General features: G+C 52.8%; 14 protein-coding genes and 2 riboswitches. Of the genes, 12 read left to right on the top strand and 2 right to left on the bottom strand.

The window, feature by feature from the left end:
* Positions 1 to 198 precede the first annotated feature (198 nt).
* Positions 199 to 348: riboswitch (cyclic di-AMP (ydaO/yuaA leader) on the top strand.
* A gap of 69 nt (positions 349 to 417) precedes the next feature.
* From AC3G2T_RS08790 to AC3G2T_RS08775, 4 genes are all read left to right on the top strand, one after another.
* Positions 418 to 1,767 (top strand): TrkH family potassium uptake protein, encoded by a 1,350-nt coding sequence (locus AC3G2T_RS08790; RefSeq protein ID WP_488435195.1) that lies wholly within the window; start codon positions 418 to 420, stop codon positions 1,765 to 1,767.
* A gap of 12 nt (positions 1,768 to 1,779) precedes the next feature.
* On the top strand, positions 1,780 to 2,442 hold the full coding sequence (locus AC3G2T_RS08785) for a potassium channel family protein (RefSeq protein WP_474680126.1): 663 nt from the start codon (positions 1,780 to 1,782) through the stop codon (positions 2,440 to 2,442).
* Positions 2,442 to 3,692, top strand: a complete 1,251-nt coding sequence (locus AC3G2T_RS08780) for a cation:proton antiporter (protein ID WP_488435194.1) — start codon at positions 2,442 to 2,444, stop codon at positions 3,690 to 3,692. Before AC3G2T_RS08785 ends, AC3G2T_RS08780 begins: the two co-directional genes overlap by 1 nt.
* Positions 3,693 to 3,917: 225 nt before the next feature.
* Positions 3,918 to 4,640, top strand: a complete 723-nt coding sequence (locus AC3G2T_RS08775) for a response regulator transcription factor (RefSeq protein ID WP_488435193.1) — start codon at positions 3,918 to 3,920, stop codon at positions 4,638 to 4,640.
* Positions 4,641 to 4,702: 62 nt separating this feature from the next.
* Here AC3G2T_RS08775 and AC3G2T_RS08770 read toward each other — a convergent pair whose 3' ends face one another.
* Positions 4,703 to 5,599 carry a LysR family transcriptional regulator gene (locus tag AC3G2T_RS08770; protein ID WP_488435192.1) on the bottom strand — a complete coding sequence of 299 codons (897 nt, stop codon included), beginning with the start codon at positions 5,597 to 5,599 and terminating at the stop codon, positions 4,703 to 4,705.
* A gap of 268 nt (positions 5,600 to 5,867) precedes the next feature.
* Between AC3G2T_RS08770 and AC3G2T_RS08765 the strand changes: the two genes are divergently transcribed.
* From AC3G2T_RS08765 to AC3G2T_RS08745, 5 genes are all read left to right on the top strand, one after another.
* Positions 5,868 to 6,527, top strand: coding sequence for a succinate dehydrogenase cytochrome b558 subunit (locus AC3G2T_RS08765; protein ID WP_474680130.1), 660 nt, complete (start codon positions 5,868 to 5,870; stop codon positions 6,525 to 6,527).
* A gap of 16 nt (positions 6,528 to 6,543) precedes the next feature.
* A complete protein-coding gene (gene sdhA / locus AC3G2T_RS08760) occupies positions 6,544 to 8,307 on the top strand; it encodes a succinate dehydrogenase flavoprotein subunit (protein WP_474680131.1) in 1,764 nt (587 codons plus the stop codon).
* 2 nt (positions 8,308 to 8,309) lie between these two features.
* Positions 8,310 to 9,074, top strand: a complete 765-nt coding sequence (sdhB, locus tag AC3G2T_RS08755) for a succinate dehydrogenase iron-sulfur subunit (RefSeq protein WP_474680132.1) — start codon at positions 8,310 to 8,312, stop codon at positions 9,072 to 9,074.
* 119 nt (positions 9,075 to 9,193) lie between these two features.
* Positions 9,194 to 9,751: an RNA polymerase sigma factor gene (locus AC3G2T_RS08750; protein WP_474680133.1), complete on the top strand. Its 558-nt coding sequence runs from the start codon at positions 9,194 to 9,196 to the stop codon at positions 9,749 to 9,751.
* The gene (locus AC3G2T_RS08745; protein ID WP_488435191.1) at positions 9,687 to 11,363 is read left to right on the top strand and encodes a DUF4179 domain-containing protein; all 1,677 of its coding nucleotides are present in this window, start codon (positions 9,687 to 9,689) and stop codon (positions 11,361 to 11,363) included. Before AC3G2T_RS08750 ends, AC3G2T_RS08745 begins: the two co-directional genes overlap by 65 nt.
* A gap of 128 nt (positions 11,364 to 11,491) precedes the next feature.
* Here the strand turns inward: AC3G2T_RS08745 and AC3G2T_RS08740 are convergent, their stop codons facing one another.
* Complete coding sequence (locus AC3G2T_RS08740) at positions 11,492 to 11,659, bottom strand: hypothetical protein (protein WP_488435190.1); 168 nt, start codon at positions 11,657 to 11,659, stop codon at positions 11,492 to 11,494.
* Positions 11,660 to 12,408: 749 nt separating this feature from the next.
* Positions 12,409 to 12,525, top strand: a riboswitch (guanidine-I (ykkC/yxkD leader).
* A gap of 59 nt (positions 12,526 to 12,584) precedes the next feature.
* Here AC3G2T_RS08740 and AC3G2T_RS08735 point away from each other — a divergent pair.
* Genes AC3G2T_RS08735 through AC3G2T_RS08725 form a run of 3 tightly spaced genes read left to right on the top strand, consistent with a single transcriptional unit; the run spans position 12,585 to position 15,261 of the window.
* On the top strand, positions 12,585 to 13,607 hold the full coding sequence (locus AC3G2T_RS08735; protein WP_488435189.1) for an ABC transporter substrate-binding protein: 1,023 nt from the start codon (positions 12,585 to 12,587) through the stop codon (positions 13,605 to 13,607).
* A 22-nt stretch (positions 13,608 to 13,629) separates the two neighbouring features.
* Positions 13,630 to 14,448 carry an ABC transporter permease gene (locus AC3G2T_RS08730; RefSeq protein ID WP_474680137.1) on the top strand — a complete coding sequence of 273 codons (819 nt, stop codon included), beginning with the start codon at positions 13,630 to 13,632 and terminating at the stop codon, positions 14,446 to 14,448.
* A 3-nt stretch (positions 14,449 to 14,451) separates the two neighbouring features.
* Positions 14,452 to 15,261 carry an ABC transporter ATP-binding protein gene (locus tag AC3G2T_RS08725; protein WP_488435188.1) on the top strand — a complete coding sequence of 270 codons (810 nt, stop codon included), beginning with the start codon at positions 14,452 to 14,454 and terminating at the stop codon, positions 15,259 to 15,261.
* The last annotated feature ends 8 nt before the right edge of the window (positions 15,262 to 15,269 follow it).

Raw genomic sequence — 15,269 nt, 5'->3', positions numbered from 1 at the left:
CGCTAAATTAAAAGTATCACAGATGTTAAGGAAAACCAATTCATGCAAAATAAAACGTAAACCGGGGCAAATTCGCGATTTCGAATCGTAACGCCCTCTCCTGCTTGCCAGACACGATGGAATGCTGCGAAAACCCCCGCAAATCCGCTGAAAACAACTTTGTGCGGAACAATAAATCAGATATATAATTCATATCAATTGAATAAAAAGCCGAATTTCTTGTTGAAAACGGGGGAACCATGTAATTTGGGGTGAATTTTGTCTCCGGCGTCAAAAAACCGGACAAATAGGGTGACTGCGCGCACCCGAATCCGTCAGCTAACCTCGTAGGCTTTACGTCAGGAACCATTTCCGAATAAGGCATTGGATTTCCAGTGTCTTTTTTTGCGTGTTCAATTGATGACAACAGGGGGATTTATGAAAAAAATAAGCATTTGGCAGCTTACGCCTCCGCAAATTCTGGTCCTTGGATTCGCCGCCATTATTTTGATCGGAGCGGGGCTGCTGACGCTTCCTTTTGCCTCGACGAGCGGCCGGCCGCTGCCTTTTATCGATGCGCTGTTTACGGCCACATCGGCGACCTGCGTAACCGGCCTCGTCGTGGTCGATACCGGGTCGGCATTTACCGTGTTCGGACAAGTCGTCATCGTCAGCCTGATCCAGATCGGCGGTCTCGGCTTCATGACGATGGCCACGCTGTTCGCCTTCGTGCTGCGCAAAAAAATTACGCTGAAGGAAAGATTGCTGCTGCAGGAGGCGTTCAACCAGGGCAGTATGGAAGGGATTGTGCGGCTGATCCGCAAAGTACTTATTTATTCATTAAGCATCGAAGCGATAGCGGCGATTTTGTTCACGATCCGTTGGTCGTTCGACATGGAATTTTCGAAGGCGCTGTACTTCGGCATCTGGCATGCGGTTTCGATGTTCAACAATGCCGGATTCGACCTGTTCGGCACCGCCGATGCTCCTTTCGTCTCGCTGACCGGATACGTCAACGATTTCACGGTGAACGTCGTCGCGATGGCGCTGATCGTGCTCGGAGGTCTCGGCTTCATCGTCTTGTCCGATTTGATGGAATATCACAAAACGAAGAAACTTTCCCTGCATTCCAAAGTCGTGCTTGCCATGACGGGATTTCTGATCGTTTTCGGCGCGCTAGTGATATTTATATTCGAATACACGAACACCAAGACGTTAGGACCGCTGAATTTCGGCGGAAAAATGTTGGCTTCGTTTTTCCAATCCGTCACGCCCCGGACGGCCGGCGCGAATACGGTGGACATCGGCGCCATGCGTCAGGCGTCGCAATTTTTCATGGTGATTCTCATGTTTATTGGGGCTTCTCCCGGCTCGACGGGGGGCGGGATCAAAACGACGACGTTCACCATTCTCATTGCCGCCATCATCACGATGATCCGAGGCAAGGAAGATATCGTCATTTTCCGTTTCCGTCTGGCGAAGGACCGCATTCTCAAAGCGATTACGCTCACGATGATCGCGCTCTTTCTCGTCATATTCGTGTCCATGCTGTTATCGACGACGGAGTCCGTGCAGTTTTTGAAAATATTGTTCGAAGTGACGTCCGCCTTCGGTACTGTCGGCTTGACTATGGGGCTTACGCCGTCGCTGACCGTTTTCGGCAAAATTATGCTCAGCCTGACGATGTTCGCCGGCCGGCTCGGTCCTATAACGCTCGCTTACGCGCTGCAGCCGAAACAGGAAAAAGAATTATATAGATACCCTGAGGGTAAAATTACGATTGGTTAGGGGATACTGGAGATGAAAAAAAATCAATACGCGGTAATCGGTCTGGGCCGATTCGGATCCAGCTTGTCGAAGGAGCTGATCAAGCTGGGCTATGAGGTGCTCGGCATCGACAAGGACGAAGAAGCGGTCGACGAGATGAGCTCCGAGCTGACGCATGCGGTCGTGGCGGATGCCACGGACGAGGAAGTGCTGAAGTCGCTCGGCGTGCGCAACTTTGACTGTGCGGTCGTCGCGATCGGCGACGATATTCAGGCCAGCATTTTAACCGCTATTGTGCTGAAAGATTTGGGCGTCAAAATGGTCGTCGCCAAGGCGCTGTCCGAGCTGCACGGCAAAGTGCTGAATAAAATCGGCGTGGACCGCGTCATTTATCCGGAGCGGGATATGGGCATCCGCGTGGCGCACCAGCTCGTATCACCCAATCTTTTGGATTACATCGAGCTGTCCAAAGATTACACGATCGTCGAGCTGTCGGTGCCCAAGCGCCTGTGCGGCAAAACGATCAAGGATCTGGACCCCCGGGCCAAATACGGCTGCAGTGTCGTCGCTATCAACAAGCAAAGCGGTGTGATCATCGCGCCGCTCGCCACAGATGTTGTCAATGAAAAGGATGTTATGGTGATTATCGGGACGAACGAACAAATCGAAGAATTTGAGAGCGAAGTTATCGGATAATGGAAAATGCGTCCGCCGTCATGATCGAGCATGTCATTTTGCTGCTCATTATTATTCTCAGTCTGGGCATGCTGCTGGGCAAAGCTGCACACCTGTTGAAGCTGCCGGATGTCGCGCTTTTTCTCGTAGGGGGCATCATTGTCGGGCAAGGCCTGGGCTGGGTACGGGAATCCAGCACTTCATTTACGAACCAGTTCATTCTTGCGATCGGTTCCGCACTCATTTTGTTCGACGGCGGGCGCAACATCCGCCTCTCCGGCCTTCGCAAAGTGTGGATCACCGTCAGCCTGCTCAGCGTCCCCGGCGTCATGATTACGTGCGGGGTAGTGGCCGTGGCGGCGCACCTGCTGCTTGGCCTGCCCTGGATATACGCCATGCTGCTCGGGGCGGTCATCAGTTCGACGGACCCGGCTACGCTCATCCCCGTGTTCAAGCAGGTGAAGATCCGCCTGAAAGTCAGGGAAACTGTGGAAAGCGAATCGGCCTTTAACGATGCGACGGGGTCGATTTTGACCTTTTCGCTCATTGCGGTCATCCTGGGCACCCGGGAAGTTTCGGTTGGCTCGGGAATTTGGGCGTTCGTCAAAACGGCGGCGGGAGGGCTTCTCGTCGGCGCGGCGATCGGCTTGGCCCTTGCATACTTGACCGCGCATCTGAAGTTTGGGCTGCTGCGCCAATATGCGACGATTGCGATGATCGTTGCGGCTCTCGGAGCATATATGGCGGGCGAAGCCCTCGGCGTCAGCGGATTTATGGCTACGTTTACGGCCGGGCTTATTTGGGGGAACGCGGAGACGTTCAAGCTGGACATGCAGGACAAGCTGCAGGAAATGGGCCATTTTTCGGAAAATATAACGTTAATGATGCGCATGCTCATCTTTATTTTGCTCGGCAGCCAAGTGAATTTTGCGCTGATTTTCGATCATTTATGGACGAGCCTTGGGGTTATTTTTGCGTTTATTTTTATTGCGAGGCCGTTTGCCGTGCTGGCATGCGCGCTGCCGGACCGCCGGGCGAAGTGGACGAGGAACGAGATTTTGTTCATGTTCTGGGTGCGGGAAACGGGAGTGATTCCGGCCGCGCTGTCCGGCATGATCGCCGGAATGGGAATTCGGCACAGCGAGCTGATCGCCAGTGTAACGTTCATGGCCGTGCTGATCACGATTCTGGTCCAGGCAAGCACGACTGCCTTCGCGGCGCGCAAGCTGGGCCTTGAGGTAACGAACGGCGCTGCGGAAGCCGAACATTGAGTATGCCGTCTCCGAATGCACGATGTGCACAGGGGGCGGTTTTTTGTGTTCTAACAATAAACTAACATTTTGCTTGTTGGTTCCTGGTTTTCTATAGTATATTAAAAATGCAGCTGCTATTTTTCGACAGGTTTTTGCGAAATCTAACTGCAAGTGTAGGCTGACCTAACAAATTTCCTCACACTTTTCTAACAATAAGCATTTTGAAACAAAAGGTGGGCGGACATGGACAAGGTACTGGTTATTGAAGATGATGTGATGGTTGGCGACATGGTTTCGATTTATTTGGGTGAGGAAGGTTTTCAGGTCATGAGAAAGGGGAGCGGCGAAGAAGGTCTCGATGCCGTGGGTTATTTTGAGCCCGACGTCATTTTGCTCGATTTGATGCTGCCCGATATGGACGGTTTGGAATTGTGCAAGCAAGTCCGAAAAACATCGATGGTACCTATTTTGATCGTATCGATGAAAAACAAAGTAATTGAACGTGTAAGCGCTTTAATGGCGGGAGCGGACGATTTCTTGAGCAAGCCGTTCAGTTTGCACGAGATGAGTGCAAGAATACAGGCGCTGATTCGCAGGGCCAGGGTGTATCAGGAAAGCTTGCCGGCAGGACCGGCGCTGCTGGAGCTTCCCGCCTATACGATGAAGTCCGACGAAGGCATACAGATCGTGCACCTCGATCCGGAGACGCGGTCGATGTGGGTGCGCGGAGGGCTGGTCAATACGACCTATTCCGAATTCGAGATCATGACTTGCTTTGTCAAACACCCGGGGCGCGTGTTCAGCCGGGAAGATTTGATCAACACGGTGCGGGGATTCGATTCGTATGTAACCGACCGCGCTATTGATGTACATATTGCAAACCTGCGCAAAAAAATCGAGGATAACCCCAAGCAGCCGAAGCGGATTCGAACCGTATGGGGTGTTGGATACAAATTCGTTTTATGAAAAAAGCCTCCAAATCGCCGAACTGCCCCGCGTACACGCGGACAGCAGCGGCGGTCGGAGGCTCATTCGTTGTCTGCGAAGTAGCGGATCGCCCGGTGGGCAAAATTCATCGCCACGGGGTTGTCCGAGGCTTCGACCGAGTATATTAGCGACGTCGTCCGCTTCGTCTGCTCAAGTTCCGGCAAATTGCGCAAAATCAGCTCATTGTTCAGAATGAGATCTTCCCGCAAATAGGAGCGGGGCAGCAGCGTCGCCGTTTTGCAGGTGGACACCAGGCGGAGAATCGCTTCGAACGAGTCGATTTCCATCTGCACATTGGGAAAGACGGAGAACCGGTGGAACAGCTCGTCCATCAGAACCCGATACCAGGTTCCCTTGGAGAACAGAATCATCGGCAGTTCGTTCAAATCGCTGACTGCAAGTGCGGGGCGGTCGATGTAGCTGTGCCCGAGCGGCAGCACGAGACACAGATGGTCGTCAAACAGCGGCTCGCAGCGCAAGCCCGAGGCGTTGATCTGCGAAGCGATCATGCCGATATCGACTTTTTTCTCTTTGACCATCGTGACGACTTCGTGCGTCTTGCCGGTCAGCAGCTTGATCTCGGTCATCGGCTGGTCTTCCAAAAAGGTTGTGATCAGATCGGGAAGCGTGGCCTGCAGCGTTGTCAGACTGGCGCCTATCGTGATCGACACATGGTTTCCGGCCGCTTTGTACGTTTGAATCTCCTGCATGAACTTGCGCTCCAGATGGCGCAGCTCAAGGGCGTGGTCGTAGCAGATCCGGCCGACTTTCGTCAGCTCAAGCCGCTTGCCTTTGCGGATAAAGAGCTCGACGCCAAGCTCCTCCTCCAGCTTCATGATTTTGCGGGAGAGCGCGGGTTGGGACAAGTTCAAAATTTGCGAAGCTTTATTCAAGCTCGCCTGCTCGACAACAACTGCAAAAACGTCCAAAAGCTCCACAGAAAGCGCCCCTTTCCGTTATGATCGATATGCAAATTAGTTATAAGGGTATATAAAGAATCGGCACTTCCATTATAAGCGAGAAAGAGGTACCATGTATATGTCACTTCTTGTTCACAATTTTTGGGCGATCCTGCATAAACGCTCTGTATGATGGAAAAATAGGCGTGGATGAATCTGGGTTGACGCTTGTATACCGCAAGAGTACAATGGTATGTGGCTTGTCTGAAAATGTCGGATGTACTATTTTAGGGGAGGAATTGGTTCAATGACGGGTAATTCGTATTACTTTCGAAAGATCCACTCTTTGCTTGGCGTAATTCCAGTGGGTTTCTTTCTCATCGAGCATCTGCTCACGAACTACGAGGCGGTTAAGGGCCATGCCGCTTTCATCGATCAAATCAACTGGCTGAACGGGCTGCCTCTGAGGCTGTTTCTGGAAATCTTCGGCATCTGGCTGCCGCTTCTTTACCATGCCGTTTATGGCCTCTACGTAGCTTATCAAGCCCGCCATAACGTAAGCAATTACGGATACTTCCGCAATCAAATGTTTTTCCTGCAGCGTATAACGGGAATTCTTACGTTCTTGTTCGTCGCATGGCATTTTTTCGAGACACGCCTTCAAGTGGCGATCGGAAATGTGGATCATGAGGCGTTAGGCACGACGATGTATCAAATTGCGACGAATCCGGTTATGTTCACGATCTATCTGATCGGAATCCTGTCGGCTACGTTCCATTTCAGCAACGGCATGTGGTCTTTCCTGGTCAGTTGGGGAATTACGGTCGGCCCGCGCGCTCAGCGTATTTCTACCTATGTATGGCTGGGTGTGTTCGTCGTTATGTCAATCATGTTTATTATGTCTTTGACCGCATTTACGGATACTCAATTTCAGCATTTGCCTGCAGAGACACGGGCAGGGCATTAAGGGAGGGTGAACATCAATGGCTAATTCGAAAGTTATTGTCGTCGGCGGAGGCCTTGCGGGACTCATGGCGACCATTAAAGCGGCAGAAGCCGGAGTTCACGTTCAGTTGTTCTCCTTGGTTCCTGTGAAACGTTCGCATTCCGTTTGCGCGCAAGGCGGCATTAACGGTGCGGTAAATACAAAAGGTGAAGGCGACTCCACTTGGGAGCACTTTGACGATACGGTTTACGGCGGGGACTTCCTGGCCAATCAGCCGCCGGTTAAGGCGCTGTGCGATGCGGCCCCCGGCATTATTCACCTGATGGACCGGATGGGCGTTATGTTCAACCGTACGCCGGAAGGTCTTCTCGATTTCCGCCGTTTCGGCGGCACGAAGTATCACCGCACGGCATTCGCCGGAGCGACGACCGGGCAGCAGCTGCTGTACGCGCTCGACGAGCAAGTACGCCGCTGGGAGACCGCGGGTCTCGTCACCAAGTTCGAGAACTGGGAATTCCTGGGCGCCGTACTCGACGAAGAGAATATTTGCCGCGGTATTGCGGCGCAAAATCTGCGCAGCATGGAAGTGGAAACATTCCCTGCCGAAGCCGTTATTTTGGCGACAGGCGGTCCCGGCATTATTTTCGGCAAAACGACCAACTCGGTCATCAACACAGGTACGGCGGCAAGCGCGGTTTATCAGCAAGGCGTTAAATACGCGAACGGCGAAATGATCCAGATTCACCCGACCGCGATTCCGGGAGACGACAAGCTGCGCTTGATGTCCGAATCGGCGCGCGGCGAAGGCGGCCGGATCTGGACGTACAAAGACGGCAAACCTTGGTATTTCCTGGAAGAGAAATATCCGGCTTACGGCAACCTCGTTCCGCGCGATATTGCGACGCGGGAAATTTTCTCCGTCTGCGTAGACCAGAAGCTGGGCATTAACGGCGAAAACATGGTTTACCTCGACCTCTCGCATAAAGATCCGAAAGAGCTGGATGTCAAGCTCGGCGGTATTATGGAGATTTACGAGAAATTCATGGGCGACGACCCGCGCAAAATTCCGATGAAAATTTTCCCGGCGGTTCACTATTCGATGGGCGGCATGTGGGTCGACTACAACATGATGACGAATATTCCGGGGCTGTTCGCGGCCGGCGAGTGCGAATACCAGCATCACGGTGCGAACCGTTTGGGCGCCAACTCGCTCGTTTCCGCGATTTTCGACGGCATGGTTTCCGGTCCGAAAGCGGTCGAGTATATCCGCGGCTTGAGCAAGAGCTCGGAAGATATCTCCTCGACGGTGTACGACCGCGAGAAAAAACGTCATACGGACCGTTACGAGAGCCTGCTCAAAATGAACAGCGGCACCGAGAACGCATATGTGCTGCACAAAGAACTGGGCGACATGATGAATGCGAACATGACGGTAGTCCGCCACAACGACCGCCTGCAGGATACGATCAACCGGATTAAAGATATGAAAGAACGATACAACAACATCAACATCACGGACACAGCGAGATGGAACAACCAAGGCGTCGCGTTCACGCGCCAGCTGTGGAACATGTTCGAGCTGGCCGAGGCGATGACGGTCGGAGCACTGCTGCGCAACGAGAGCCGCGGCGCGCATTACAAGCCGGAATTCCCGGATCGCGACGACGAGCATTTCATGAAAACGACGATCGCCGACTGGACTCCGGACGGACCGAAAATCAGCTACGAAGATATCGACGTATCCCTGATTGCGCCGCGTAAACGCGACTATTCGACGGACAAGAAGAAGGGAGGAAACTAATCATGGCGGATACACAAACGGCGCAAAAAACCGTGAAGTTTATCGTTACACGTCAGGAAAGCCCTGAATCCAAGCCCTACACGGAAGAGTTTGAAATCCCGTATCGCCCGAATATGAACGTGATCAGCGCGCTGATGGAAGTACAGCGCAATCCGAAAAACGCCAAAGGCGACAAAACTACGCCCGTGTGCTGGGAATCCAACTGCCTCGAAGAAGTGTGCGGAGCCTGCTCGATGGTTATCAACGGCAAGCCGCGTCAAGCGTGCTCGGCGCTGATCGACAAGCTGGAGCAGCCGGTCCGCGTAGCTCCGATGAGCACGTTCCCGGTTATGCGCGACCTGGTTATCGACCGTGGGCGTATGTTCAACGCTTTGAAAAAGGTTAAAGCGTGGGTGCCGATCGACGGTACTTACGATCTTGGTCCTGGTCCCCGCATGGCGGAGTCGAAGCGTCAATGGGCGTACGAGCTTTCCAAATGCATGACTTGCGGCGTATGCTTGGAATCTTGTCCGAACGTGAACGAAAAAACCGATTTCATCGGCCCTGCGGCGATTTCCCAGGTTCGTTTGTTCAATGCTCACCCTACGGGCGAGATGAACAAAGAAGAGCGTCTGGAAGCGCTGATGACCGACGGCGGCATCGAAGGCTGCGGAAACTCGCAAAACTGCGTGCGCTCCTGTCCGAAAGGCATTCCGCTGACGACTTCCATCGCAGCGATGAACGCCGATACGACGAAGCACTTATTCAAAAAATGGCTGGGCGTGTAAGCTGACCCCACAAAGCCCGATTCCCGTAACGATAACGGGGATCGGGCTTTTTTTGCGCCGTAATGAACCTTTTTGGCGGCGGGATTGTTTATAAGGTAAAAGCAGGAAGGAGGGGGACTATGACTGAGAGGGAACTATTCGAAATTTATAAAAAAGACGTCTATAAGACATGCTTCTTCATGCTTCATCATCCCGCTGATGCGGAAGACGTGTGCCAGGACGTATTCATGACCGTGTTCCGTCACGACTGGAGGCGGGTTGAGCATTTGAAGACTTGGTTGATGCGGGTGGCGGTGAATCACTGTTTGAATCATTTGAAAAAAATCAGCCGCTCCAAAACAAAGGAGAATAAGCTCCGGCTCCATTCCGCCACGGGTGCGGAGAAAGCCGCGGAGACGATTGCCGAAGAACGGGAATCCGCTATGGAATGCGTGCGCCTGCTTCACAGGCTGCCGGGGAAGATGAGGGCGGTCGTATCGCTCCGGTTTTTGAACGAATGCAGTTTGAATGAAATTGCGGAAATTTTGGGCATTCCGATGGGAACGGTGAAATCCCGGCTCAATAAAGGGTTGAAGCTGATGAAACATATAGTGGAAGCCGATGAGGCCAACTATGGAAAAGGCGGTGAGGCGCGTGGACAAGGTGCAGCAAAAGTTTTCTCGGTTTTTAGACGATGATGATGCAGGGCTGAAATACCCGGATTTCGATGCGATGTGGAGCCGGCTGGAACGAAGTTTGCCGGAGGCGGACGCCGCTCTGCTGCCTGTAGATATGGCTGCGCCCAAGCGGAAGCGGCACCGGAAAGTGGCTGTCCTCTCCGTTCTCGCGGCAGTTCTTGTGGCTACGCCGGTCGTTGCGGCCATCGGGAGCAAATGGGACAGCATTTTCGATCATAGGAGCGGCATCCAATCCGCTTTGCAAAAGGGTCTGGGGCAAAGCATCGAGAAATCGGTGACGCACGAAGGCGTGACGCTGACCGTACATACCGCGATTGTGGACGATAACCGGACGGTGCTGCTTTACAGCCTGAGCTCGCCGTCCGCAGCCCTTGGGGAAAGCTTGCAATTTGCCAAGATGGAGCTGCAGGACGCTCAAGGACGAGTTATTGAAGGGCGGCAAAGCTTGTTCTGGGACAAAGAAAGCAAGATGTGGAGCGGCTATTTCGAAACTGAATGGACGCCTGACGGTGTGGAAGCGGATGTGCGGTTTACGGCGAAAAACTTGCAATCTTTTTCCCGGGCGGAGCACGAGCTTGCATTTAATCCTTTTGCCGACAAGAAGCAAACTTTTGACATTCGGCAGGACGGCATTGAACAGTTGACGCTGGAGCCTTTTGTCCAGGGAGATAAATTGATGCTGGTTTCGTCGGTCAAGTTCGATCGGCCCGAGGTAAGGGGATGGATGTTTCCGCATATTGCCGCTTACAATGGGGATGCGATAATCAAGGAAGCGGGAGGCGGAGTATACGGCACTCCCGGCGACAATGGCGAGTATACGAGCCGGCAGTTTTTCCCCATTGGCGATTTGCAAAAGAGCAATGTGAACTACAAGCTCCTGTATACGAAGGAGGAGCAGCGGATCGACAAGGACTGGATGTACGAGTTGCGCTTGAATAAAGAGCAGATGATTAGCGGGACCGTGAAGCGCAGCTTGAATGTTCCGTTGGAGCATGCCGGCTCGCGAATCGTGCTGAAGGAGATGATTATAACGCCGACGCAGATCAGAATCAAGGCTAGCCATGAAAAATATGCGGGCTTCCCGTTCCTGAACTATGCTTTGGAAGTTAACGGGAATGTTCTGCCGGGCGGTATTTGGTATGAAGAGGGGCAGAACAATCCGGAAGAAACGGTTTACCGGTTCGAGGTTCCTCCCGGTGTTCAGGTGACGGCGCAAACGCCGATTACTTTTATCGCCAAGTACGAAAATATCAAGCACAAGGATGCTAAGGATCCAATCCGGCTAGAAGGGATCAGCGAAGAGAGGCAGACGATGACAACCAAGGTTGGCGGTTATGACGTCAAGTGGACCTATTACAAGCGGGACGGGAATCTCTACGTGGAGAGCGAATGCGCGGATCCGGCTTTTGGCGGCGTCAATCAGACGTATATGCGGAGTGTAGGCGAGAAAGGTCTCGTCGGCAAGCAGGTAACCGTCAATTTTGCCGGGGACGGCAACAATAAAGCGGTAGATATGTACGAGAATTATAAAGGGACGGATGCGGAACTGTATATTTACTGGTACTACACGGAAAATCCGGACAAGGAGCTGCGGGCTGGTCTTAACGAGTAGGAGATATAAAAAACACCTCAATGATGAGGTGTTTTTTTGCTTGAATGGTTTTACGTGCGACACCTCTGTGGGGGTTTGCGCGTTGGCGAATGAAGAAGCGATGATGCCGGGGTTAGCGGGAGATGAGATTATCGCAGGAAGTAATACCAGTAAGCCATTTCAATCGCTTCTCCGAGCGTTTTCGGTTCGTATGCCGCTGCATGCGTTTCAGGCGCACCGATGTTTGCAGCTACGATTGCAAAAGCCGCTACAAGCGCAATTTTGGAAATATTTTGCACTACGGGGTGTTTGAACATTTTTTATTCGTCCTTGTATTTGTGGTACAAATGAATAATAGCACGGAAGGGACCGTAATTCTATTTTGTATGACACAAAAAGGAAATGAATATGCAACTGCTCGTCCGCATGAGGTGGCACATCATGCACCTGCCTGGTACCGCCTCGCCTCATGCGTGAGAAAACTAGCATCTACTTGGTAGCGTCCCTGCGGCACGCGTGCAGAAAACCTGCAAAAGTACAGTTTTTTGCTCGTGGATGCGCCTGCATCGTAAAATTCCTGCGAATGTGCAGGTTTTTCAGCCCATCCGTGGGATCTGGCCGGTTTTAGTCGGGAATTCCTGCACAATCGCAGGCACTAATGTAAACGTCAATAGGTCATATAAAAAAAGAAACATGCAGCCGTCTTCCCGGGGGAAGGCAGAGTGCATGTTTTTTGTGTCATACCTTTTTGGATTCGGCGGCAGAGCCGGTAAACTGCGGGGGAGAAGATGAAACTGCGTATAGTTTTTCATACTGCTTGCTTGCTGCTGTAAAGGGATGCGGGGACGGGGGAGCAGTTACAGGGGATGTTGCAGGAGTATTATCTAACATACTAATGTGAAAGTGAACGGAATACATCAAATCCACCTCCAAATAGGTCTTTATGTGTAATATATTATTACATTATCAAGCAAAATTCAATAGTAAAATAAATTTATGTTATGTATATTGACATGAACGAAAGTTCTCAGTATGATAGAAACAAATCCATTCGACAACCGCATAGCATTATGTTTTCTAGGGTTCCGCGAGCAGCGTCGTTCTGCCGGTCTGGTCCAAGAGAAGACACACGGTGGCGATCACTCAATCACTGTGCACACGGAGGGACAAAAGCCCGGGAGGATATCAGAACTTGATATCGTTCCGGGCTTTATTTTTTTACTAGGAGAGAGGGAGAACGGAATGAAAAAAAGTCGGGTATGTTTGATGCTGGTTCTTGTATGTATGATCTTGGTAGCAAGCGCCTGTTCAGGCGGCAAGCAAGCGAACGTGGCGCAAGCCGGGGGGAAAGAACCGATAAAAATCGCGCTAAGCCCTTGGCCGGGCTGGTTCGTATGGTATTTGGTCAAAGAGAAAGGCTTTTTCGAGAAAAACGGCGTTAACGCAGAGCTGGTCTGGTTTCCGGTATACAGTGACTCCTTGTCGGCTCTGGCTTCGGGCAAGGTGGATGCGAACAGCCAAACGCTCAGCGACACGCTCGCGCCCGCCAGCAAAGGAATCGGCGTGAAAGCCGTTCTTGTGAACGACAATTCCAACGGCGGCGACGGGGTCGTCGTGAAGCCCGGAATTACGTCTTTGCAGGATTTGAAAGGGAAAAAGGTCGCCACCGAGCTGGGCACGGTTGACCATCTATTGATGCTGACGGCGCTGGAAAAAGCCGGGCTGGCCGAAAAAGACGTTGCTTACACGAATATGACGGTCAATGACGCGGGTCCAGCCTTTATTTCCGGCAATCTCGATGCGGCCGTGCTGTGGGAGCCGTTCTTGAGCAAAGCGCTTCAGGAGGGCAAAGGGAAGCTGCTTTTCTCGTCGGCGGATACGCCCGGGCTCATTCCCGATCTGCTCGTTTTTAAAGAAGAAATTACGAAAAACAGACCGGACGATGTGAAAAAAATAATTAACGCCTGGTTCGACGCTTTGGATTACTGGAAGGCGAATCCCGAGGAGTCGCTGCAAATTATGGCCAAAGCCGCGGAAACGCCGCTGGAGGAGTACAAGGCCGGAGTGAACAGTATGAAAATTTTCCAGCTTGACGATAATGTGAAAGCTTTTCAAAAAGCCGACTCGTTGACATCGCTGCACTTCACGGCGCAAAAAACGGCGGAGTTTCTGAAAGGGCTGGATATGCTGTCCGCCGTTCCGAAGCCGGAATCGTTCCTGGATGGGCACTTTGTCGAGGAAGTGGCGAAAGAACGCAAGAAATAACAGGGGAAGGCGGAGCATTCGTATGAACACAACGGTAAAAAAGAAACGCAGATCCTCCCTGTTTGCCATACGCGGGGACATCAGCCGCAAAGCGTACATGTCGGGCATCGTGCTGGTCGCTGCAGCGTTTCTCGTGCTTTGGAGCGTGCTCAGCTACGGGGAACTCGTGAACCGCACCTTCCTGCCGACTCCCGGCCAGGTGCTGAGCCAGTTCGCTGCGCAAGTGCAGACGGCCACGTTTTGGCATCATGTGGGCATCAGCATCTACCGCGTCGGCATGGGCTTCCTGCTGGCGTGCATCATCGGCATTCCGCTCGGCATTCTCGCCGGCACCTTCCGTTTCGCCGAATCGCTGTTCGTGCCGGCGGCCGAGTTTATCCGCTACATGCCGGCCACGGCGTTCATTCCGCTCATCATGGTGTGGGCGGGGATTGGCGAAGCGGCGAAAATTCTCGTCATTTTCATCGGCTGCTTTTTCCAGCTCATGCTGATGGTCGCCGACAACACCCGTGCGGTATCGAACGATCTGCTGCAAACGTCGTATACGCTTGGAGCGAACCGCCGGCAGGTCATCGAGAAAGTGCTCATTCCGGCACTGCTGCCGGATTTGATGAATACGATGCGACTTATCATCGGCTGGGCGTGGACCTATCTCGTCGTGGCGGAGCTCGTTGCGGCGAGCAGCGGCCTCGGGTTTTCCATTATGAAAGCCCAGCGGTTCCTGAATACGGACATTATTTTCGTAGGCATCATCGCGATCGGGCTCCTTGGCCTATTGACGGATAGAACATTTGCCTATTGCCATCGCAGATTTTTTCCATGGCAGGAAGGGGGCCGCTAACATATGCTGCATGCCGTGCATTCCATTAAGCCCGAGCCGGTTCGGGAAAATAAAATTACAGCTATCGATGTCAGCAAAACGTACAGCACCAAAAAATCGCAGTTCCTCGCGCTGGACCGGGTTTCATTTCATGCCGAAGCCCATGAGTTCGTCAGCTTCGTCGGCCCGTCCGGCTGCGGCAAATCGTCTCTGCTGCGCATCATAGCAGGGCTGGAGGAGATGACGAGCGGCTCGATGAGCATCTCCGGGCAGGAAATCGACGGCCCCGGCGCCGACCGGGGCATGGTGTTCCAGACGTATACGCTGTTTCCGTGGCTGACGGTCCGGGAAAACATCGAATTCGGCCTGACGCTGAAAGGCGTGCCGATTTTTGAAAAGCGCGCGATCGCCGACCATTTCATGGAGCTTGTCGGGCTTAAGCGCTTCGCCCGCTCGCTGCCGAAGGAGCTATCCGGCGGCATGAAGCAGCGCGTCGCCATCGCCCGGGCGTTGGCGAACAACCCGGAAGTGCTGCTGATGGATGAGCCGTTCGGCGCGCTCGATCCGCAGACGAAAAGCACGATGCAGGAGCTTCTGCTCCGCATCTGGGAGAAAGAGAAGACGACCGTCGTCTTCATCACCCACGACATCGAGGAGGCGATTTTCCTGTCGCAGCGGGTGTACGTGATGCAGGCGCATCCCGGCACGATCCGCAAGGAAATCGCAGTGCCTCCCGGTTTGCGCAGCGCCGGCGACGCGAAGGATTCGGAACCTTTTATCAAGCTGAAAAAGGAAATTATTGCGCTCATCGGCGAGCAGCGGCATGAGGAATGACGGAATGA

It is taken from the genome of Paenibacillus sp. sgz302191 (assembly GCF_057749925.1).
The sequence above is the reverse complement of the archived record's forward strand: the minus strand, read 5'-3'. Positions and strand labels throughout refer to the sequence as shown.

Coding starts and splice junctions, on each gene's coding strand:
- AC3G2T_RS08735 (WP_488435189.1), top strand. CDS start 12,585: ATGAAAAAAAGTCGGGTATGTTTGATGCTGGTTCTTGTATGTATGATC.
- AC3G2T_RS08750 (WP_474680133.1), top strand. CDS start 9,194: ATGACTGAGAGGGAACTATTCGAAATTTATAAAAAAGACGTCTATAAG.
- AC3G2T_RS08745 (WP_488435191.1), top strand. CDS start 9,687: ATGGAAAAGGCGGTGAGGCGCGTGGACAAGGTGCAGCAAAAGTTTTCT.
- AC3G2T_RS08730 (WP_474680137.1), top strand. CDS start 13,630: ATGAACACAACGGTAAAAAAGAAACGCAGATCCTCCCTGTTTGCCATA.
- sdhA (WP_474680131.1), top strand. CDS start 6,544: ATGGCTAATTCGAAAGTTATTGTCGTCGGCGGAGGCCTTGCGGGACTC.
- sdhB (WP_474680132.1), top strand. CDS start 8,310: ATGGCGGATACACAAACGGCGCAAAAAACCGTGAAGTTTATCGTTACA.
- AC3G2T_RS08785 (WP_474680126.1), top strand. CDS start 1,780: ATGAAAAAAAATCAATACGCGGTAATCGGTCTGGGCCGATTCGGATCC.
- AC3G2T_RS08740 (WP_488435190.1), bottom strand. CDS start 11,659: ATGTTCAAACACCCCGTAGTGCAAAATATTTCCAAAATTGCGCTTGTA.
- AC3G2T_RS08780 (WP_488435194.1), top strand. CDS start 2,442: ATGGAAAATGCGTCCGCCGTCATGATCGAGCATGTCATTTTGCTGCTC.
- AC3G2T_RS08790 (WP_488435195.1), top strand. CDS start 418: ATGAAAAAAATAAGCATTTGGCAGCTTACGCCTCCGCAAATTCTGGTC.
- AC3G2T_RS08775 (WP_488435193.1), top strand. CDS start 3,918: ATGGACAAGGTACTGGTTATTGAAGATGATGTGATGGTTGGCGACATG.
- AC3G2T_RS08725 (WP_488435188.1), top strand. CDS start 14,452: ATGCTGCATGCCGTGCATTCCATTAAGCCCGAGCCGGTTCGGGAAAAT.
- AC3G2T_RS08765 (WP_474680130.1), top strand. CDS start 5,868: ATGACGGGTAATTCGTATTACTTTCGAAAGATCCACTCTTTGCTTGGC.